The organism is Mesorhizobium sp. P3_A2 (assembly GCF_056403115.1).
Window position 1 is genome coordinate 133,705 of record NZ_JBFUGC010000009.1, and the last position, 20,082, is coordinate 153,786.

Sequence of the window (20,082 nt, forward strand, 5' to 3'; positions counted from 1 at the left end):
GCTTATTCAAAACCCACACGCTTCAGCCAGTCCCGGCCGGTGCCGCGATCCCGGATGATGGGCAGTGGGTTCTCCGAATCCAGCCGCGCGCAGATGCGGTAGACCTCGAGCGTCTCGGCGCTCATCTCGCCGCGCTTGTAGAAGTACATGGCGGCGGCATAGCGTGTGCGGCCCGACCATTTTTCGCCCAGCGGCGTGTTCACCAGCTGCCACTGTTCGGCGGCTTCCGCCGCATCATCCGGTTCGTCAGCCATGATCAGAAATCCGCCGGCGGATTGGCGGTGCGGCGGTCGAGCTTGATGAACGGCCGCGCCACCACCTTGGCCCGCTTCATCAGCTTCTGGTATCGCAACTCGCGCATGGCATAGATCTCGACCCAGAGGTCTTCCACCATCGTATCACCGTAGGGCCGCGCCAGCGAGGCGATGGCGATGTTGCGCTTGGCCATCGGCGACCACATGGCGGCGCTGACCAGACCGACCTCCTGGCGTTTCTTGTAGTAGACGATGGCGTGTTCGGCCGGGATATTGCCCTCGATCTCCAGCCCGACCAGCACATGGCGCAGCTTGCGCTTGGCGCGGGCTTCAAGGATGGCGCGGCGGCCGTTGAAATGGCCCTTCTCCAAATCGATCATGAAGCCGAGGCCGATCTCGTCCGGCATCCGCAGACGATCGGCGCGGATGGCATGCTCGGCGGTGGTGAAATCGGCATTGGCGACAATCAGCCCCGCCTCGAGGCGGGCGCGGTTGAGCGCGGTGTAGCCGATGGTGCGGATGCCGCGCAGTTCGCCTGCCGCCATCAACCGGTCCCACAGGCTCAGCGCCTTGTCCGCCGGTACGAATAGTTCGTAGCCGAGATCGCCGGTAAAGCCGGTGCGGGAAATGGTGACGGTGCCGCCATCATGCGGAAACTCGGCGAGGTCGAATATCTTGAGTTTCTCGACACCGGCAAAGCCGGCATCGCGCAGCACGGCAAAGGAGGTCGGGCCTTGCAAGGCAAGACCGGCGACGCTTTCGGTCTCTTCCTCGACCGCGACGTTGAAGCCAATTGCACTGTCGAGCAGCCAAGGCAGATGCCGCTCCTGCGAGCACAGCCTAAAGCGTGTCGGCGACAGGCGGAACAAAGTGCCGTCGTCGAGCACAAAACCTTCGTCGTCGCACCAGGCGGTGTAGTGGACGCGGCCGGGCTTCAGCTTGGTCACATCGCGCAAGGTGACACGATCAAGAAAGGCTTCGGCATCCGGCCCCTCAACGCGGTATTTCGTCATCGGCGAGATGTCGAACAAAGCGGCTTGGCTGCGGATAGCGAAATATTCGAGCTCCTCGTCCCAAAGCGAATGCGGAGCGCGGTAGCCGGCCCAATTGTACCAATCCTGGGTTCTGGCCAGCGCATCGATGCGCGGCTGGAACGGGGTGCCAAGGCGAAGCGTGCGGAAATGCGATTGCGCTGCGATGCGGGGCGGGATGAGCTGGCTTGTCGTTGTCGGGCCGGATTTCTTTTTGGTTGCTTGCGCCATGACCTAGCCCTTCATCGCGATAATGCGCCTGGCCCCGTTCAACCCCGGAGCACCCGAAACGCCGCCGCCGGGATGCGAGCCGGCCCCGGCGAGGAACAGCCCTTCGACCGGCGTATCGTAGCCCGACCAGCCGGAGACCGGCCGCGACATCAGCATCTGGTCAGCCTGCAATTCGCCATGGTGCCAGTGGCCGCCAGGCATGCGGTAGCGCGCCTCGATGTCGGCCGGTGTCAAAAGCTCGGCGTGCAGGACGGATTTGCCGATGCCTGGCGCATAAGGCTCGAGTTGCGCCATGACAGCCCTAAGGAATTTTGGTTTGCCGGCGTCCCAACCTTCTTTCAGTGCATAGGGCGCGTATTGCACCACCGCCGAGAGCACGCAGGCGCCAGCAGGTGCGAGCGACGGGTCGGAGAGCGAGGGCAGAGTGATTTCCATCACCGGTTCGGCTGAGAACTCACCGTATTTCGACGGGTTGAAGGCGCGTTCGACATGGTCGGGCGAGGGCGCGATGACCAGGCGGCCTTTGTGGCTGGCGGCGTCGACCCCGGAAAATTGCGGCGGCCGGTCGAGCGCCAGATGGAGCTTGGCCGCATCGCCCTTCATGCGGATGTTCTTCACCTTGCGCACAAAGCCGGTGTCGATATCGCGCGGCCCGACGAGGTCGAGCATGGTGGTGGCGGGATTGATGGCGGAGACGATGGTTCTGGCGTGCAGCATCTCGCCGCTGTCCAGCGCGATGCCGACAGCGCGCCCTTTCTCGACGATGATCTTGGCCACCGGCGCTGCCGTGCGGATGGTGGCGCCGGCTTTCTCCGCCGCAGACCTGATGGCGGTGATGACCGCGCCCATGCCGCCCTTCGGCAGCATCTGCGCGCCGGCCGCACCGTCGGTCTCGCCTGCCAGCCTATAGTAGAGGCCGAGCAGCGAGGTCGGCGATCGCGGGCCGAGATGGCTGCCCAGCGTGGCGTCGAAGGCGAGCAGGCCCTTCAGCCTGATATCGGCTAGCTGCTCATCGAGCAGGTCGGCGACGTTCATCAGGAGCACGCGCAGGAAATCGCGCATGTCTTCCTTGCCGAGTTTTTTCAACGCCAGAGCGGTCTGGCCGAGCGCCGCTGTCTCCTTGAGCGACATGCCGGCGAGATCGGGCGGGCGGCGGGAGAGGAATGGTTTCAATATGCCGGCATAGCGGAGCAACTGCGCGCGCAATTCCTTCCAGGCGGATTGCTCGGACGGAGTGGAGCCTGTCAGCACCTCACCATAGGCGCCATGCAGGACCAGCGGCGGGCCATCCTTCGATAAGGCAACTGATGGCATGAAGTCGGTGCGCGCGACTTGCAGCCCGTGCTTTTCCAGCTCCAGTGTCTTGATGACATCGGGATGCAGGCGGTTGAGCACATGGGCGATCGAGGAGACGCGAAAGCCCGGCGCGAAGCCTTCGGTGCGCGCGGCGCCGCCGACATCGCCAGCGGCTTCCAGCACCAGCACCTTGCGGCCGGCCTTCGCCAGCGTGGCGGCAGCGACAAGGCCATTATGGCCACCGCCGATGACGATGGCATCAAATGACGTCATGGGCCGGGCTCATATGCGAAGTTGACTTGGCGAGGTCGCGCAGGATTTCAGCTGCCGCATTGCGGCCGGGTGCGCCCATGACGCCGCCGCCGGGATGGGTCGAGGAGCCGCACATATAGAGCCCGCCAACCGGCGAGCGGTACTGTGCGTAGCCCGGTATCGGGCGGTTGAACAGCAACTGGTCGAAGGTCAATTCGCCCTGGAAAATATTGCCTTCGGTGAGGCCGACCTCGGCCTCGATCTCTCGCGGCGTGCGCACCTCCATGTGCACGATGCGATCGCGGAAGCCGGGCGAGTATTCGGCGATCTGCGAAACCACGCTTTCCGCAAAGCCGTCACGGTCGGCGTCGGTCCAGTCTTGGCCGTTCACCTTGGGCGGCGCGTATTGCACGAAGCAGCTCATGAAGTGCTTGCCTGGTGGCGCCATGGTCGGGTCGAGCGTCGTCGGGATGACCATGTCGAGGAACGGATCGGCCGACCAGCGCCCGGCCTTCCAGTCGTCATAGGCGCGCTCCATGCGCTCCATCGAATCGGTGAAATGCATGTCGCCGCGATAGACCGGCGAATCCTTCGGTAAAGCCGGGAATTCCGGCAGCGAATCCAGCGCAATGTTGACCTTGCCGGACGAGCCGCGGATCTTGAAGTTCTTCACCCGACGCAGAAAAATGTCGGGCAGTTCCTTTTCCTCGACCAGTTTCAGGAAGGTGCGTTTGACGTCGGCGTTGGAGACGACGAGCTTGCCGTAAATCTCTTCGCCGCCAGCCAGCACCACGCCCTTCGCCTTGCCCCTGCCAACCAGCACATGGTCGACCTCGGCGCCGGTGCGGATGGTGCCTCCGCTGGCCTTGAACGAGGCGGCGAGCGCCTTGGTGACGGCGCCCATGCCGCCGCGCGCATAGCCCCAGGCGCCGACCGAGCCGTCGACCTCGCCCATATAGTGGTGCAGCAGCACATAGGCCGTGCCGGGCGACATCGGCCCGAGCGCGGTGCCGATGATGCCGGACAGAGCGAAGTTCGCCTTGATGACGTCGGTCTCGAAATATTCGTCGAGGAATTCCGAGATCGACATCGTCCAGAAGCGCAGTGTCAGCGCCATTTCCTCGGCCGACAGGCCGGCGAATTTCTTGCCGAGATAAAGCAGTTCGCCGAGGTCGCGTGGCTTGAGGCTGGTCGGGTCGGGCGCGGTGCGCATCAGCAGCGGCTGGATGAAGCGGCACTGCCGCGTTACGTCGCGGGAATAGCGGTTATAGGCTTCGGCGTCGCGCTTGGAGAAGCGGGCGAATTCGCGCCGGTGCGCATCGTGGTCGCGGTAGTTGGCGAGGTAGTCGCCGTCGCGCGTAAACACCGCGCCGCCTTCATAGGAGATGACCTGCAGGCCGAAACGCGGCAGTTCGAGGTCGCGCATGATCTCGGGGCGAAACAGCGAGCAGACATAGGAGCAGTTGGAGTAGACGAAGCCCGGCGTCAGTTCGCGGCTGGTAGCAGCGCCGCCGACCCAGTCGTTCTTCTCGACGACCAGCACGTCGAGGCCGGCGCGCTGCAGGTAGCAGGCGTTGACCAGGCCATTGTGTCCGCCGCCGATGATGATCGCATCCCAAGCTTTCATTCAGTGTTCCCTTGCGATCCGCGTTCATTTTTGCGCGATCTCGTTCCCGAATGCGCGGAATTTGGCATGGCAGCCGCCATTTTGTCCAGCCATATTGAATGAATGTTCAACAAATGGTCTTGCGTTTTCTCTGGTATGCGCTACGCTTTGCCGGCAATCGAACGTGTTGAATTCGGCTGACGGGACCGAGGTTCGATGATCGAAGCGGCAGATGCCGAGCCGGAATATGACGACACCGCCATCCGCTTCCTCGAGGCGCTGTGGGGCGAGGGTTATCTGTCGCCGGGCGGACCTGATGAGGTCGACCGGGTCATCGAAGGGCTCTCGCTGAAGGGCAAGACCATCCTAGATATCGGCTGCGGTTCCGGCGGTATCGCGCTGCATCTGCTTGAGCGCCACGGCGCTGCCCATGCCACCGGCTTCGACATCGAACGGCCGGTGATCGAGTCGGCCAGGAAGCGTGCCGCGGCGCGTGGGCTTTCGGACCGAACCAGTTTTGTCCAGGCGCCGCCGGGGCCGCTGCCTTTCGCCGATGCTTCGTTCGATGTCGTCTTCTCCAAGGATGCGCTGTTGCATGTGCCCGACAAGGACGCGCTGTTTGCCGAGATTTTTCGCGTGCTGAAACCGGGCGGCGTCTTTGCCGCCTCCGATTGGTTGATTGGCCATGACGGAGAGCCGTCATCGGAGATGAAGGCCTATGTCGCGGCTGAAGACCTGTCCTTCGCCATGGCGTCGCCGGCGCGCTATGCGCAGGCGATGCAGCGCGCCGGCTTTGCCGATGTGGTCGTTAAGGACCGCAATCCCTGGTATCGCGAGGTCGCGCGCGGCGAGCTGGAGAGGCTGAAAGGCGCGCTCTACGAGACAGCGGCGGCGGCCGTCGGGGCGGCCTATGTCGACAAGAACATCAAGACCTGGGAAGCCATGCAGAAGGTGCTTGACAGTGGCGAGCACCGTCCCACTCATCTTCGCGGGTGGAAGCCGGCTATGGTGGGATAGCCGGCAATGTGGAGCATGACGGCACCGATGAAAGCTGCAGCGCGCGAAGAGCGGTCCTCCGACACGTCCGGAAAAACCGAACCGGAAAAACGCGGCCGCAAGGCGTCGAAGGAGGTCAGGCAGCAGCAACTGATCGAGGCGACCATCGATTCGCTGGCCAAGCGCGGCTATGCGGAGACAACAATGGCCGATGTCGCCGATGGCGCCGGCCTCTCGCGCGGCATCGTCAACTTTCATTTCGAGAGCAAGGAGAAGCTGCTGATCGCCACGCTGCAGTATATGTATGACGAGTATTCGGCGCATTGGCGTGCTGCCCTGCAGAAAGCCGGTGATGATCCGGCCCGCCAACTGCAGGTGCTGGTGTGCGCCGACTTCGACCGCTCGATCTGCAACAAGCGCAAGCTCGCCGCCTGGCTCGCTTTCTGGGGCGAGGCCAAGTCGCGGCCGGTTTATCAGGCGCTGAGCAGTTCCCGCGACGCGTATTACCAGCAGGTCTTCATCGATCTCTGCGCGACGCTCAAAGAGAGCGGCGGCTATGGCTATGAGCCGCAGGTGATGGCGCTGGCGCTGTCGGCCATGCTGGAAGGCTTGTGGCTGCGGCTGATGATGGGAACCGAGGACACCACGCGCGAGACCGCCCTGCAGGCGGCGAATGCGTTCCTCGCGGCGGCCTTTCCCAAGCACTACGGATAACCGGAAGCCGGCCAGTCGAGCCGGCGGGCGCAACGACAAGAGAGGATGGAACAGCAATGAAAAGACTAACCAGACGCCTGACGCTGACATTGGCGCTGACGGCAACGCTGGCGGCTTCGGCTGCAGCGCTCGCTGTTGCCGCCGACAAAGACCTGATTGTATTCGACTGGTCCGGCTATGAGGATCCGAGCTTCCACCCGAAATATGTCGAGAAGAACGGCGACTCGCCGACCTTCGCCTTCTTCGGCGACGAGGACGAAGCCTTCGAGAAGGTGCGCTCCGGCTTCAAGGCCGATCTCGGCCATCCCTGTTCGCAGAGCGTGACGAAGTGGCGTGAGGCAGGCCTGTTGCAGCCGCTCGACACGTCGAAGATTGCCGGCTGGAAAGACCTCAATCCCGGCATCATGGCGATGAAGGATCTGGCCACCACCCCGGATGGCAAGGCCTGGTTCATGCCCTGGGACTGGGGCAACACCCAGCTCACCTATAACTCCGACAAGATCGACGCGAAGGATGTGCAGTCGCTAAAGGCCTTCGCCGATCCCAAGTTCAAGGGCCGGGTCTCGATCGGCGACAATGTCGACGACGCCTATGCGCTGGCCAGCCTTGCCATCGGCCTCAAGGACTGGACCAAGATGACGGATGACCAATTCAAACAAGCATCCGACTTCCTGCGCCAGGTGCACAAGAATGTCCGCTCCTATTGGGCCGACACCACCGATATCGTGCAACTCCTCTCCGGCGGCGAGGTTGATCTCGCTTGGGCGTGGAACGACGCGACGGTCCAGTCCGTGGCGGCCGGCGTGCCGATCAAGTCCAGGAAGGACACGGATGAAGGCATTTCGACCTGGGTCTGTGGCTATGTCCTGTTCAAGGACGCGCCCGGCAATATCGACAAGGCTTATGACTATCTGAACGCCGTCAACGATCCGGAGACGGCCAAGGTACTGGTCAAGGACTGGGGCTATGGACAGGCCAACGCCAAGGGGATGGCCGGTGTCGACCAGGCGATCCTGAAGGAAAAGGGCTATGACGACGTGCAGAAATTCGTCGACAAGACGCTGTTCCAGTCGCCTCTGCCGTCCGACCTCAAGCTCAAGATGATTGCCGAATTCGAGAAGATTAAAGCGGGCTATTGAGCTGGGCTGGTGCGTTTGATGCAGGTGCGTTAGGCCAGATATTGAATGCTCGGTTTCTTTTCCGAGCGTTTGTGCTGCCCCTCACCTGCCTGCCGGCATCCTCTCCCCGTATAGTGACGGGGAGAGGGATGCTGTCATCGATGATTTCGCCAATCTCCAGCGTTGCAAGAAATAGTGCCGAGGATGCGGTCAGCCCTTTCTCCCCGTCGCTATACGGGGAGAAATGTCCGGCAGGACAATGAGGGGCGGCGCCGGCTTTTGCAGGCTCGCCAAAACCGGGGAATTCTCCTAACCTCGCCTGAGATCCTTGCGACGGGGGAGTTTCACATCATGAATTCCATGCTTCGCAGCCTTGCCCTTGCCGCTGCCCTAACATTGGGCGCCGGCGCCGTGCTGGCTTATGCCGAGGGTGATGGCGACCTCGTCGTGTTCGACTGGTCGGGCTATGAGGATCCGCTGCTGCATCCCGACTACACCGCCAAATATGGCGCCGAGCCGACTTTCGCTTTCTTCGGCGACGAGGACGAAGCCTTCGAGAAGATGCGGGCCGGCTTCAAAGCCGACATCGCCCACCCCTGCTCGCAAAGCGTGGCCAAATGGCGCGCGGCCGGCATTCTACAGCCGCTCGACACCTCCAGGATCGCCGGCTGGAAGGACCTCAATCCCGGCATCATGGCGATGAAGGATCTCGCCGTTGCCGCCGACGGCAAGGCCTGGTTCATGCCGTTCGACTGGGGCAACACCTCGCTGCTGTACCGCACCGACAAGGTGACAGCGCAAGAGGCGCAGTCGCTGAGGATTTTCGCCGACCCGAAATTCAAGGGCCGCGTCACCATCGGCGACAATGTCGACGATGCCTATGCGCTGGCAAGCCTGGTCGTCGGCCTCAAGGACTGGACCAAGATGACCGACGCGCAGTTCCAGGAGGCGTCCGCCTTCCTGCGCGACGTGCACAAGAATGTCCGCTTCTACTGGACCGACGACACCGATCTCAACCAGGCCTTTACCGGCAATGAGGTCGACCTCGTCTGGGGCTGGAACGAAACCTTCGTGACGCTCAAGGGTCAGGGCATGCCGATCGCCATGAACCGCGACACCAAGGAAGGCATTTCGACCTGGGTGTGCGGCTATGTGCTGATGAAGGACGCGCCGGGCAAGCTTGACCAGGCCTATGATTTCCTGAGCGCGGTCAACGCGCATGCCGTGTCCGACTATCTGGTGAAGACTTTCGGTTACGGTCACGGCAACAGCGCCGGCATGGCGGCGATCGACCACCAGGTGCTGACCGACCGCGGCTTCGACAATCTCGACAAGTTCCTCGACAAGACGCTGTTCCAACAGCCGGTGCCGCCAGAGCTCAAGCAGCGCATGGTCACCGAATTCGAGAAGATCAAGGCGGGCTATTGAGCGACAAGACCGAAAGAACCGACGTCGTCATCGTCGGCGCCGGTTTCACCGGGCTGTCGGCCGCGCTTGTGCTGAAGAAGGCTGACATCGATTTCGTGCTGCTCGAAGCGCGCGACCGTGTCGGCGGCAGGGTCGAAGCGGTTCGCAACGGGCTTGGCGAACGGATCGACAGCGGCGGTCAGTTTTTCTGCGAAGACATGCCGGAGGTGACGGCGCTGGCGGCGGCCCGCGGCAAGGCCTTCGTCGAGACCTATGTGGATGGCGATTTGATCACCCATCCGTCACTGTCGGTCGAACAGGCCGAACGCACCTATTACGGCGCGATGGCGATCCGCGAGCGGATGAATGCGATCGAGCCGGACGACCCTGCGATCGCCGGCATGAGTGTTGCCACCTGGCTCGAACATCAGCCTGATCCCACTGACGCCAAGACGGCTTTCCGGTCGATGATCGAAGGCCTGTGGTGCCTGGCGATGGACAAGGTGCCGCTGTGGCACCTGATCGACAATGACCGGCGCATCACCAACGAGGTGCCGGAATTGCAATATTCGCTGCGCGAGACCATGCAGTCGCTGGCCGAGGATGTTGCAGGCGATCTCGGTGACCGGGTCAGGCTCAGCGAACCCGTGACGCGCGTCGAGCACGGGCCGCACGGGGTTCGTGTCGTCTCGGCAAACGGCGCGATCGAAGCGCGAAAAGTGCTGGTCGCACTGCCGCCGGTGACGGCCGCAAAGCTCGATTTCGCGCCGGCCTTGCCGGCGGTCCTCGAGAATGCGCTTGGCGTCTGGGAAAGCGGCGCGGTCATCAAGATCCTGGTGCGCTATGCCACGCCGTTCTGGCGCGAGCGCGACCTGTGCGGCATGGTGATGTGGCGCGATTTGCCGGGCCTGTTTGCCTGTGACGCCAGCAAGGATGTGGACCATGCGGCGCTGGTTGTGTTCGTCGGCGGACCGCTGGCCCTGCGCTGGCGCCCGTTCGACGATGCTGCGTTGCGCGCGGAAGTAACGGCGAGGCTGGTGGGCGCCCTTGGTCCGGACGCGGCCGACATTATCGATTTCAGCCAGCGCGACTGGATCCAAGACCGCTGGAGCGGCGGCGCCTACAGCGACCTCATTGTCGATGTGACGGCACGGGATGCCGAACACACGATCCGTGCCGGCGCAGCTCCTGTCCATTTCGCATCATCGGAACTGTCGCCCTCATTTCCGGGCTATGTCGAGGGTGCGATCGTGATGGGGCGCATCGCCGCCAAAGAGATCGTAGCCGAGCTTCAGTCAGCCATAGCCACCAGGGCCTCGGGATCGTAGGCAAGGCGGATGGAGGTGCCGACAGGGATATCGTCGGCGCCGAAATCATTGGTCTCGGTCACCGACAGCGGCTTTTCCAATCCCGGTATCTCGACGATCAGATGGGTGATCTCGCCGAAATAGTGGCGTTCGACCACCTTGCCGGCGACCTCGAACTTTGCCGTCGCATTGTCCCACAGCACGCGGAGGCGCTCCGGTCGGATGCCGAGCGTGGCGCCGCCGCCATTGCGCACAAAGGCCTTCGGCTTGTCGGTTCGGACGCGGCCGAAGCCCAGCGTGTCGACGACCAGCGAGGCGGCATTCTCCTCGATGATCTCAGCCTTGACGAAATTCATGCCGCCGAGGAAGTCGGCGACCTGGCGGTTGACCGGCCGCTGGTAGATTTCCTTGGGCGAGGCGACCTGGGCGATCTTGCCGCCGAACATCACCGCGATGCGGTCGGACATGGCCAGCGCCTCATACTGGTCGTGGGTGACCAGCACGAAGGTGATGCCGACCGCCTGCTGCAGCCGGCGCAACTCGACCTGCATCTGCTCGCGCAGTTTCTTGTCCAGTGCCGACAGTGGCTCGTCGAGCAGCAGCACCTTGGGCCGCATCACCAGGGCGCGGGCGAGTGCAACGCGCTGGCGCTGACCGCCCGAAAGCTCGGTGGCGAGGCGCTTACCGAGGCCGGTCAGCGACACCTGCGCCAGCGCTTCCTCGACGCGGCGCTTTTCTTCCGGTGCGCCCAGCTTCAGCCGCTTCAGCCCATAGGCGACATTCTGCTCGACATTGAGATGCGGGAAGATGGCGTAGCTCTGGAAGACCATGTTGGTTGGCCGGCGGTTGGCCGGAATGCCTTCCATCGACTGGCCGCCGACCGAGATCGAACCGCTGGTCGGGCTGTCGAAGCCGGCAATCATGCGCAGCAGCGTTGTCTTGCCGCAGCCGGAGGGGCCGAGCAGCGAAAAGAACTCGCCTTCCCGGATGGTCAGTGTCGCGTCGTCGAGCGCCTTGAAGGCGCCGTAGCTGCGGGTGACGCTGCGGATCTCGATCATCGCTCGGTCGGTTTGGGGCCGTTCGGCCTGGTTTGACTCAGGCATAGAGGCCTCCCTCGCTCTGCGTACGCCTGGCTGCACGGCGGCGCAGGACTTCGGCAACGGTCATCAAGACAAAGGAGGCAACCAACAGCAGCGTGCCCAGCGCCAGCACACCCGGCAGCTTGGCTGCGAAGCGCAGCTGGCCCCAGATATAGATCGGCAGCGTCGTCTCGGTTCCGGTCAGGAAGAAGGCAATGACGAACTCGTCGAGCGAGATGGTGAAGCAGACGAGCAGGCTGGAAATGATCGCCGGTGCCACCATCGGCAGCGTCACCCGACGGAAGGTGCCGAAGGCGCTTTCGCCGAGATCGGCGGAGGCTTCTTCCAGGCTGCGGTCGAAGCCCTCAAAGCCTGCGGTCAGCACCGTCATCGAATAGGGAATGCAGATCAGGACATGGCCGAGCACGACGGTGAACAGCGACAGGCTGAGGCCCAGTTGCAGCATGACCAGCAGCATGGAGATGGCGAGGATGATTTCCGGCAGCACCAGCGGCGCCATGATCAGGCCGTTGATGGTGCGGCGGCCGGGATAGCGGTAGCGGGTGATGGAACGGGCGGCGAGGATACCGAGGAGCGTCGCCAGCACCGATGCCGAGACACCGACGATTAGGCTGTTCCAGGCGGCATCAAGCAGTGCCGGCGTCTTGGGCAGGTCTTCGTACCATTTCAGCGTATAGCCGGTGAGAGGAAACTTCGGCGTCGGCGCGGTGTTGATCGAGAAGATCGGCAGGAAGATCACGGGCAGATAGAGAAAGACGATGTAGAGGAAGGCGTAGGCGGACAGCCAGCCGTCGGCAAGGAAGCGCCGCATCGCCGTCATCGCGCCAGCCTCTGAATGGCGCGGATGATGAGCACCGTGGCGCCCGCCATCAGCGACACCACCAGCATGGTGGTGACCGAAAGTGCCGCGCCGAGCGGCCAGTTGGCGGCCTTGCCGAACTGCGCCTGGATGGCATTGGCGATCATCACGCCGTCCTTGCCGCCGACCAGCTTCGGGGTGACGTAATCGCCGACCGTCGGGATCATGACGATGAGCGCCGCCGAAATGACGCCAGGCGCCGACAGCGGCAGCGTCACCCGCAGGAAGGAGCGCAGCGGGCCGTCGCCTAGATCGGTGGCCGCTTCGACCAGCGTGCGGTCGACCTTTTCCAGCGAGACGAAGATCGGCAGGATGGCGAAGGCCGCCCAGGCATGGGTCAGCGTGATGATGACGGCGCTGGAATTGTAGAGCAGTGCTGTCGATGGCTCGTCGATGATGCCGAGGCCCATCAGGCCGGAATTGAGCACGCCATTATAGCCGAGGATCACCTTCCACGACATCACGCGCAGGAGATAGCTGGTCCAGAACGGGATGGTGATCAGGAACAGCCACAGGCTCTTGTGGCGGCCGCCGTGGAACGAGATGAAATAGGCAATCGGATAGGCCAGGATAACGGTAAAGAAGCTTACCGTCAGCGAGATGTAGAGCGAGCGCCAGAGGAGATCGCGGTAGATCGGCTCGGTCAGCGCGACGCGGTAGTTTTCCAGTGTAAAAGTGTGGTCGATGTCGAGGTAGTGCTGCGTCCAGAACGAATGGGCGAGCACCACCAGGATCGGCAGCACAAGCAGGATCAAAGCGTAGACGAAGGTCGGGCTGATCAGGGCAAAGCCCTGAACGGATTCGGACTGCAGAAGGGCGTTTCGCCTGGCCCGCGTCATGCCGAACACGGGCGACCCTTCGGCAGCAGCTGTCATTGCAGCGCTCCGGGCGTGATCTCGGTTGCTGGCTCGTGTCCCGCCATGATGCTCCCATTGACCGGGCCGGCTGCCTGTTCCCAATCTTTTGCGAAGCGCGATTTCTGGCCGCGCTCCAAGCTTGCCGGCTTTCTTTCATCATGAGCGCATCCGTGGATTGAAATCAAGCGCTATTTCTGCAATATTGATTGAACGGACATTCAAAACGAAGTGAAGAAAGCCCGCTTTTCAACGCTTCGCGCTTCGTTTCGTGTCCGGCGAAAATGACGCTCCAGACCTGCGAGGCAATGATGGCGGCTGCAAGAGACCTAAGAGCGATGGAGATGGCTGGCGACGGCGACGCGGTCGAGCTTGCCAAGCGCCATCTTGTCCAGCCCTGGCCTTATGCCGGCTCGGTCGGCAATGAAGCACGTGCGCTGATCGGCGAAGGCGACGGCATCTACATCACCGATGTGACAGGCAAGCGGCTGATCGACGGTCCCGCCGGCATGTGGTGCATCAATATCGGCCATCGCCGCGAGGAACTGGCCCGGGTGATGTACGACCAGGCGATGATGCTATCCTACAACACGCCCTGGTACACGATGAATGCTCCCTCGGCCGAACTCGCCAAGCGCATTGCCGATCATGCACCGGGCGATCTCAGCCATACCTTCTTCACCACCGGCGGTTCGTCGGCTGTCGAGACGGCGCTGCGTTTCATGCAGTTCTACAACAATGTGCGTGGACGCCCGGAAAAGAAGCTGATCCTCAGCCGCGGCGCCGCCTATCACGGCTCGACCTATCTGTCGGCCTCGCTCAACGGCCGGCCGCGCGACCGCGACTGGATGGACGGCGCCGACGATCTGGTGGTCAAACTGTCCTCGCCCGACCCGTTCCGGCGGCCGAAAGGCACTGATATCGCCGTCTTCACCGATTTCCTGGTCGATCAGTTCCGCGACACGGTCGCCCGTGTCGGCGCTGAGAAGATCGGGGCTTTCGTCGGCGAGCCCGTGCAGGCCTCGGGCGGCGTCGTCGTGCCGCCGGACGGCTATCTCAAGCGCATCCGCGAGATCTGCAGGGACAATGACATCCTCTATGTCTCCGACGAGGTGGTGACCGGCTTCGGCCGGCTCGGCCATGTCTTTGCCTCCGGCGACGTGTTCGGCATCGACCCCGACATGATCACCTTCGCCAAGGGCGTCACCTCAGGCTATTTCCCGCTCGGCGGCGTCATCATCTCGGAGCGGCTGCTCCAGGACATGCGCCGCTCCAACCATCCCGACGCGCTGTTCGGCCACGGCCTGACCTATACCAGCCATCCGATCGGTTGTGCGGTGGCGCTGAAGAACCTGGACATCCTCGAAGACAGCGTGCTTGCCCATACGCGCGAGGTCGCGCCCTATTTCCAGGCGCAGCTGAAGACGCTTGAGGAACTGCCGCTGGTCGGCGAAGTCCGCGGCATGGGGCTGATGGGCTGCGTCGAATGCGTCGCCGACCGCGAAAGCAAGGACCCGCTGCAGCTCGACAAGGATGTCGGCAAACGCATCGACGCCCATTGCCACGAGCTTGGCCTCTTGGTGCGGCCGCTGATCAACATGTGCGTGATGTCGCCGCCGCTGATCATTACGCGCGCGCAGATCGACGACATGGTGGCGATCCTGCGCGAAGGCATTTCGCGGACCATGGATGATCTGAGGAAAGAGGGCGTTTGGCAGGGGTGAGTAGCGTTCCTCGCCCCGTTCTACGGGGAGAGGGGCGCTCTCACCGACTCCCCACCCTACACCTGCGACCGCATGGCCTCGTTGAGGTTCCACATGTCCTTTTCCTCAGGTGCCGTCTCCAGGCCCAGAATCGGAATCTGCTTGCGCAGATGGTCGTGGTGGGTGCGCACGCCATATTCGAGGTCGGAGAGATAAAAACCCTCGAAGGCGTCTGAAATCATGGACTCGTTCGACCACACGGAAAGCTGCACATCCTCGTTCATGGTGTCGCGGTCGATGCGGTAGGCGAGGTAGCGGGCCGCGGCCTGTTCGCGCGTCTCGTCGGGGTAGCGATAGATAGCGCCGCGCAGCAGCGTCTGCCCGGTCGACAGCGGGAACTCCTGATAGAACTGCACCGATTCCGGCATGATCGACAGCGCGTTGTTGGGGAAGATGCCGTAATAGATCCAGGCCCTGCGCAGATGCTCCGGCAGATGCGACGCATCGGGCGTGAGCTTGATGTATTCGCGCACGCTCCAGCGCCGTCCCGCATGCGGATTGTAGGTAGCGAAGGAGCGCGACACGCCGTTGATGAACGGCTCGTCGAAATAGGTCGCGCCGTAGAGATCCTGCAGCGCCGGATGCGCCATGGCGACGTGGTAGCCTTCGTTGTCGACGTCGCGCACCGACTTCCAGTTAACCGGCGACTTCTGCGTCCAGATACCCCAGGACGGCACCATCTCGGCCACATTGTAGTGAGCCATCTCGGCTTCGATCGGCTTCAGCAGTTCGGCCACCGAGGCTTGAGGTCCGCCTTTGCGAAAGCGGATGAAGATGAAGCCCATCCAGATTTCGAGGTCGAGCGGCATCAGGCCGAATTCGGTCTTGTCGAGTTCGGGGAAGGAGCGCGGGCGGGCGGCGCCGCGCAGCGTGCCGTCGAGGTTGTAGACCCAGCCATGGAACGGGCAGACCAGCGCGTTCTTGCAGGTGCCCTGGCTGTCGGCGACGACGCGGCTTCCGCGATGCCGGCACATATTGTTGAAGGCGCGCACGACGCCGTCCTTGCCGCGCACGATCAGCGCCCGCTCGCCGACCACGTCCATGGTCAGATAGTCGCCGGCATTCGGCACATCGGAGACATGGCCGGCGATCTGCCAATGGTTGCGGAAGACGTATTCCTTCTCGAGTTCGAGAAGCGCGTCGGAGTGATAAGCCCAGCCTGGCAGGCCCCGCCGGTCCCAATCATTGGGGATCGCCACGTCACGGAGGTGCGGGTTCATAGAAAGCTCTTTTTTTGTTGAATACTCATTCAATAAAATCACATTTTGCATTGAAATGCAATGGTTTGTGGAAATCAGGAGGTTTCTCAATGGTGTAGTCGAGCCAGCTCGGAGCCGGCTCTATCGAAGAAAATCCCGGAAAATCCGGGCGTTAGCCCAGGTCGTGAAATGGCCGTCTCGTATACGGATTTGGACGCGCCGGACCGAAAAAGCGGCCCTGTCCGGAGATGAAAAAATGCCTGCCGTCGCAAATTCAGTCCGCAGTGTGAGCTTGTTCATAGTTTGACTGGCCAGCAGTAGGCTTTGCTGCGTTCACGGCCCGCCTGTCGTCAACGTTTTGATTGTGCGCATGAAACAGCACCGCAAACGAACCCTGCCGTCGGCACATGACCGGATTTGCCCGGATATGCCCGAATTTCTTGTTTCAAACCTGTTACGCGGGCAAGCCAAGCGCATCATTCGCCCGTTACCAGGCGCGTTTAAATTCGTTTCATAAGAAATCGAAGGGGAGCAATATGTATACGAAAGCCAAGATCGCCAGGAATGAACGGCGCGCCAAACTGGCACTGCGCCAGCGCGCCAGCGACCATCCGGTCGTGATGTTCTCGATGCTGGGCGCCTGCGCGCTTGCCGTCCTGTTCCTGACGCCGACTTCCGGTCCGGCCTTCGCTTCGCTCAACCCGCCGGCCAATGTCGTCGATGGCGCGCCGACCACCATCAAGACCGCCCGGCTGCCGGTGCCGGAAATCGATTTTGCCTGCAAGGGCCAGGCCTGGGGCGCCGAGAGCGCGGAGTGCCTGCGCGTCATCGCCGCCCAGTCCGGCGTGCACAAGGCACGTGCTATCCGCATGATCGCCAACGCCGCGCCGCTGACCACGACACCCAACGTTTTTTGAACCTCCCGAGCGCTTCCTCCCGCGCTCTTTCTTGGCTCCCGCCACCCTGCCGGTCGGGAGCCTCTTTTTTTTCCGGGTCAGGCGATATTCAGGTGAGCCCGGCCTGCGGATGGCGCTCAGCTCCGGTTCTCGGAAGCCGCCGTTCTCGACTCGGCTGACCTGAATCTCGACTGGCTCTGGGGTGGCCCCGGAAAGAAAAATCAGCCGGCGGCGGCGACCTGGTCGGCGATGGCGGAGAGGACGCCACGGACGTCGAGCGTCGAGAACGGCTTTTCCAGGATCTGCGGCCGCTGCTGCGCCGGCAAGGCTTCGATCTCGGCCTTGGCGCCGATCAGGTCGCCGGTGACCAGAACGAAGCGTTTGGCGAGCGCCGATTGCTCGGCCAACAGCTCGCGGTAGATGGAGATGCCGCTGATGCCGGGCATGCGCAGGTCGGAAAAGACGATGTCGGGTGGCATGTGGCCGATCAGGGTTGCGGCCGCGGACGTCCAGGCCGGCACGATGCGCGACTTGATGCCCATCAATTCCAGAATGTCGGAGAGCGAGCCGGCGACGTCGGGTTCGTCGTCGATGATCAGCGCATGGCGCAAGCCGCTGGAACGGGCCGGGCTGTCGCCGACCGTGGCCGCACCGCTGCTGATCGCCGGCAGCTGGACGACAAAGCGCGCGCCGCGCGGCAGCACCTCCTCGAACCAGACATTGCCATTGTGCCGCTCGATGATTGACTTCGAGATCGACAGGCCGATGCCGGTGCCGACGCCAACCGGCTTCGTGGTGAAATAGGATTCGAAGATGCGGCCGCGGATCGCCTCCGGAATGCCCGGTCCATTGTCCTCGACCGAAAAGCCGGGATTGCCGCGGTCGCTGCGGAATGTCCGCACCTTGATCAGGCGGTCGCCACCAATGCCGGCCAGAGCGTGCTGGGAGTTGATCAGGAAATTGGCGGCCACCTGCGTCACATGGTCGGCATCGGCCATCGCCAGCAGCGGCCCCGGCGCAAAATCGGTGTCGATGATGATGCCGCTCGAGCGCGCGCCATAGGCTGTCACTTCGAGTGCGGCGCGGATCACCTGGTTGAGATCGGTCTCGGCCTGGGCCGCCGGATGCAGGCGCACCATCGACAGGAAGCTCTTGACGATGCGGCCGCAGCGCTCGGCGGCGGCGCGCACTTTTTCGGCGCGTACCTTGGTCTGCGGGTCGGTGGCGAATTCGTGCAGCAGCGTCGACTGAGCGACGACCACGGCGAGCGGGTTGTTGAGCTCGTGCGAAACGCCGGCCAGCAGCGAACCCATCGCCGCCATCTTCTCGTTCTGGTGCAGTTTCTCGCGTTGGCGGTTGATCTCTTCCTCGGCGCGCAGTTTGTCACGCAGGTCGCGGATCGAGCCGAAGATGAGGCGGCGGTCGGCAACCCGCATCTCGGTCGCGGTCAATTCGATTGGAAAAACCTCGCCGGCGGCATTCTGGGTCACCGTCTCCAGGCGCTGTCCGACCATCGGCGCGCCGCGGCCAGACATGTACTCGGCCCCCGAGACATAGCCCTTGCGATAATATTCCGGCACCACCGTATCGAGCAGGTCCTTGCCGAGAATGTCGCTGCGCTGGAAGCCGAACATCTTTTCAGCGGCCGGATTGAATTCGATGATCGAGCCGGTCTCGTCGATGACGATGATGGCGTCGAGCGAGGCCTGCAGCATGGTGCGGCGAATGACTTCGCTGGCATGGGCATCCGACGGCGACCGCTCGATGGCGTCACCGATGGCCAGCGCGATGATGTGCAGCGCCGCCTCTTCCTCATCGGTCCACTCACGCTCATTGACGCAGTCATTGACCGCAAGCGTCCCCCACAGATGGCCGTGGGCGAACACCGACACCGACAGGAACGATTTGATGTGCTGCTTTTCGAAATCGGTCCTGAGAAAACCGTCGAGGTTGCGCGTGTGGCCGGCGAAGATCTTGCCTTGCCGTTCGTCCTCCGCAACCCGCTCCAGCAGCGGGTCGTTGTCGACGATCGATTGCATGATCACTGTCGGCGAGGCCAACTCGCCGCCGAAGCGCGGGTCGATCCAGTAGGCGGCGACCGACTGGGCAAAACCCTGGCCGGGCAATTCGCGCAGCCTGAACAGAATGCCGCGCTGGCAGTGCATGGCGACGCACAGCGTCTCCAGAATGGTGTGCATCTCGCGCTGCCAGTCGCCGGCTTCGCGCAGCCGGCGCACGACACGCACGGCCGCCATTGCGGCGCCCTGGCGAACGCCCTTCAGGTCCATGCGTGCTGGGTCAGCGGTCATGTCAGCCATCTATACAGGGCCGTGGGTGTAGGGCTCTAGAACGGTGCACCCGTTCCATCTCTTTGTTCCGACGCAATTCCGGACGGAAAACCGCTACGCACTTTTCCTGGAATTGCTAGTGTCCGTCGCCGGTCGGCAGCGAGAAGATATAGCCTTCGCCGCGCACCGTGCGCAAAAATTTTGGATTGGCCGGGTCGGCTTCGATCTTCTTGCGCAGCCGCATGATGCGGATGTCGACCGCACGCGACGATTCCGGATCTTCGACGAAGCCGATCGCCTCGGAGATCGCCGCCCGCGTCAACAGCCGGTTGGCACGGGTCAGGAAAACCTCCAGCACGTCGAACTCGCTCTTGGCCATGTCGATGACGGCGCCATTGGCGCCGGTGACAAGCCTGCCGTCGAGGTCAGCCTGGAATTGACCGAAGCTCAGCCGGCGCCCGCCGGCTTGCGCCTTCGCGGCCTGCGGCGGGCTCGGTTGCGGCACCCGGCGCAGCACGGAGCGGACACGGGCCAGCACCTCACGCAATTCATAGGGCTTGACGATGTAGTCGTCGGCGCCAAGCTCCAGCCCGACAATGCGGTCGAGCGCGGTGCCGGCAGCAGTGGCATAGATGATGCCGATCGGCATTTTCGAGCGCAGCCAGCGGCCGAGCGAGAGGCCATCCTCGCCGGGCATGGCGATGTCGAGGATGGCTAGGTTGAACGCTTCGGTCTCCAGCAAGGTGCGCGCCTCGGCAGCGCTTCCGACCTGGGTCACATCGTAACCATTGGCGCCGAGATACTCGGCGACCGCGTCCCTGAGATCGGGCTCGTCCTCGACGATGACAATTCGTGCCCGCACTATGGCCTCGCTCCCGCTTTCAGCAGAAAGTAGATTGGGTATAAACATG

At 62.9% G+C, this 20,082-nt stretch carries 17 protein-coding genes; 7 read left to right on the top strand and 10 right to left on the bottom strand.

The window, feature by feature from the left end:
• Nucleotides 1–2: 2 nt before the first annotated feature.
• Genes AC1DXM_RS21235 through AC1DXM_RS21250 form a run of 4 tightly spaced genes read right to left on the bottom strand, consistent with a single transcriptional unit; the run spans nucleotide 3 to nucleotide 4,691 of the window.
• Nucleotides 3–254 (bottom strand): hypothetical protein, encoded by a 252-nt coding sequence (locus AC1DXM_RS21235; RefSeq protein ID WP_477235854.1) that lies wholly within the window; start codon nucleotides 252–254, stop codon nucleotides 3–5.
• A gap of 2 nt (nucleotides 255–256) precedes the next feature.
• A complete protein-coding gene (locus tag AC1DXM_RS21240; protein ID WP_477235856.1) occupies nucleotides 257–1,516 on the bottom strand; it encodes an aminomethyl transferase family protein in 1,260 nt (419 codons plus the stop codon).
• A 3-nt stretch (nucleotides 1,517–1,519) separates the two neighbouring features.
• Nucleotides 1,520–3,085, bottom strand: a complete 1,566-nt coding sequence (locus AC1DXM_RS21245; RefSeq protein WP_477235858.1) for a phytoene desaturase family protein — start codon at nucleotides 3,083–3,085, stop codon at nucleotides 1,520–1,522.
• Nucleotides 3,072–4,691 carry a phytoene desaturase family protein gene (locus tag AC1DXM_RS21250; protein ID WP_477235860.1) on the bottom strand — a complete coding sequence of 540 codons (1,620 nt, stop codon included), beginning with the start codon at nucleotides 4,689–4,691 and terminating at the stop codon, nucleotides 3,072–3,074. The genes AC1DXM_RS21245 and AC1DXM_RS21250 overlap by 14 nt, the downstream gene beginning before the upstream one ends.
• A 195-nt stretch (nucleotides 4,692–4,886) precedes the next feature.
• Here AC1DXM_RS21250 and AC1DXM_RS21255 point away from each other — a divergent pair, with 195 nt between their 5' ends.
• From AC1DXM_RS21255 to AC1DXM_RS21275, 5 genes are all read left to right on the top strand, one after another.
• Entirely contained in the window at nucleotides 4,887–5,687 is an 801-nt protein-coding gene (locus AC1DXM_RS21255; RefSeq protein WP_477235862.1) for a class I SAM-dependent methyltransferase, read from the top strand.
• Nucleotides 5,688–5,714: 27 nt separating this feature from the next.
• Nucleotides 5,715–6,380, top strand: coding sequence for a transcriptional regulator BetI (betI, locus tag AC1DXM_RS21260; RefSeq protein ID WP_477235864.1), 666 nt, complete (start codon nucleotides 5,715–5,717; stop codon nucleotides 6,378–6,380).
• Between the two features lie 56 nt (nucleotides 6,381–6,436).
• A complete protein-coding gene (locus AC1DXM_RS21265; protein WP_477235866.1) occupies nucleotides 6,437–7,519 on the top strand; it encodes an ABC transporter substrate-binding protein in 1,083 nt (360 codons plus the stop codon).
• A gap of 330 nt (nucleotides 7,520–7,849) precedes the next feature.
• The gene (locus tag AC1DXM_RS21270; protein WP_477235868.1) at nucleotides 7,850–8,926 is read left to right on the top strand and encodes an extracellular solute-binding protein; all 1,077 of its coding nucleotides are present in this window, start codon (nucleotides 7,850–7,852) and stop codon (nucleotides 8,924–8,926) included.
• Entirely contained in the window at nucleotides 8,923–10,233 is a 1,311-nt protein-coding gene (locus tag AC1DXM_RS21275; RefSeq protein ID WP_477235870.1) for a flavin monoamine oxidase family protein, read from the top strand. Before AC1DXM_RS21270 ends, AC1DXM_RS21275 begins: the two co-directional genes overlap by 4 nt.
• Here the strand turns inward: AC1DXM_RS21275 and AC1DXM_RS21280 are convergent.
• From AC1DXM_RS21280 to AC1DXM_RS21290, 3 genes are read right to left on the bottom strand one after another with little or no spacing between them, the layout of a single operon-like run.
• Entirely contained in the window at nucleotides 10,197–11,270 is a 1,074-nt protein-coding gene (locus tag AC1DXM_RS21280) for an ABC transporter ATP-binding protein (RefSeq protein ID WP_477236140.1), read from the bottom strand. The two genes, AC1DXM_RS21275 and AC1DXM_RS21280, sit on opposite strands and share 37 nt — an antisense overlap.
• Nucleotides 11,271–11,307: 37 nt before the next feature.
• Nucleotides 11,308–12,132, bottom strand: a complete 825-nt coding sequence (locus tag AC1DXM_RS21285) for an ABC transporter permease (protein ID WP_477235872.1) — start codon at nucleotides 12,130–12,132, stop codon at nucleotides 11,308–11,310.
• Nucleotides 12,129–13,046: an ABC transporter permease gene (locus tag AC1DXM_RS21290; RefSeq protein ID WP_477235874.1), complete on the bottom strand. Its 918-nt coding sequence runs from the start codon at nucleotides 13,044–13,046 to the stop codon at nucleotides 12,129–12,131. The genes AC1DXM_RS21285 and AC1DXM_RS21290 overlap by 4 nt, the downstream gene beginning before the upstream one ends.
• 290 nt (nucleotides 13,047–13,336) lie before the next feature.
• Between AC1DXM_RS21290 and AC1DXM_RS21295 the strand changes: the two genes are divergently transcribed.
• Nucleotides 13,337–14,749, top strand: a complete 1,413-nt coding sequence (locus AC1DXM_RS21295; protein WP_477235876.1) for an aminotransferase — start codon at nucleotides 13,337–13,339, stop codon at nucleotides 14,747–14,749.
• A 56-nt stretch (nucleotides 14,750–14,805) separates the two neighbouring features.
• Here the strand turns inward: AC1DXM_RS21295 and AC1DXM_RS21300 are convergent, their stop codons facing one another.
• The gene (locus AC1DXM_RS21300; protein WP_477235878.1) at nucleotides 14,806–16,008 is read right to left on the bottom strand and encodes an aromatic ring-hydroxylating oxygenase subunit alpha; all 1,203 of its coding nucleotides are present in this window, start codon (nucleotides 16,006–16,008) and stop codon (nucleotides 14,806–14,808) included.
• Nucleotides 16,009–16,523: 515 nt separating this feature from the next.
• Between AC1DXM_RS21300 and AC1DXM_RS21305 the strand changes: the two genes are divergently transcribed.
• Entirely contained in the window at nucleotides 16,524–16,904 is a 381-nt protein-coding gene (locus AC1DXM_RS21305) for a hypothetical protein (RefSeq protein WP_477235880.1), read from the top strand.
• A gap of 200 nt (nucleotides 16,905–17,104) precedes the next feature.
• Here AC1DXM_RS21305 and AC1DXM_RS21310 read toward each other — a convergent pair whose 3' ends face one another.
• Together AC1DXM_RS21310 and AC1DXM_RS21315 are read right to left on the bottom strand one after the other, a co-directional pair.
• Complete coding sequence (locus AC1DXM_RS21310; RefSeq protein ID WP_477235882.1) at nucleotides 17,105–19,192, bottom strand: hybrid sensor histidine kinase/response regulator; 2,088 nt, start codon at nucleotides 19,190–19,192, stop codon at nucleotides 17,105–17,107.
• Between the two features lie 115 nt (nucleotides 19,193–19,307).
• Nucleotides 19,308–20,081, bottom strand: a complete 774-nt coding sequence (locus tag AC1DXM_RS21315; RefSeq protein ID WP_477235884.1) for a response regulator transcription factor — start codon at nucleotides 20,079–20,081, stop codon at nucleotides 19,308–19,310.
• Nucleotide 20,082: the final 1 nt, after the last annotated feature.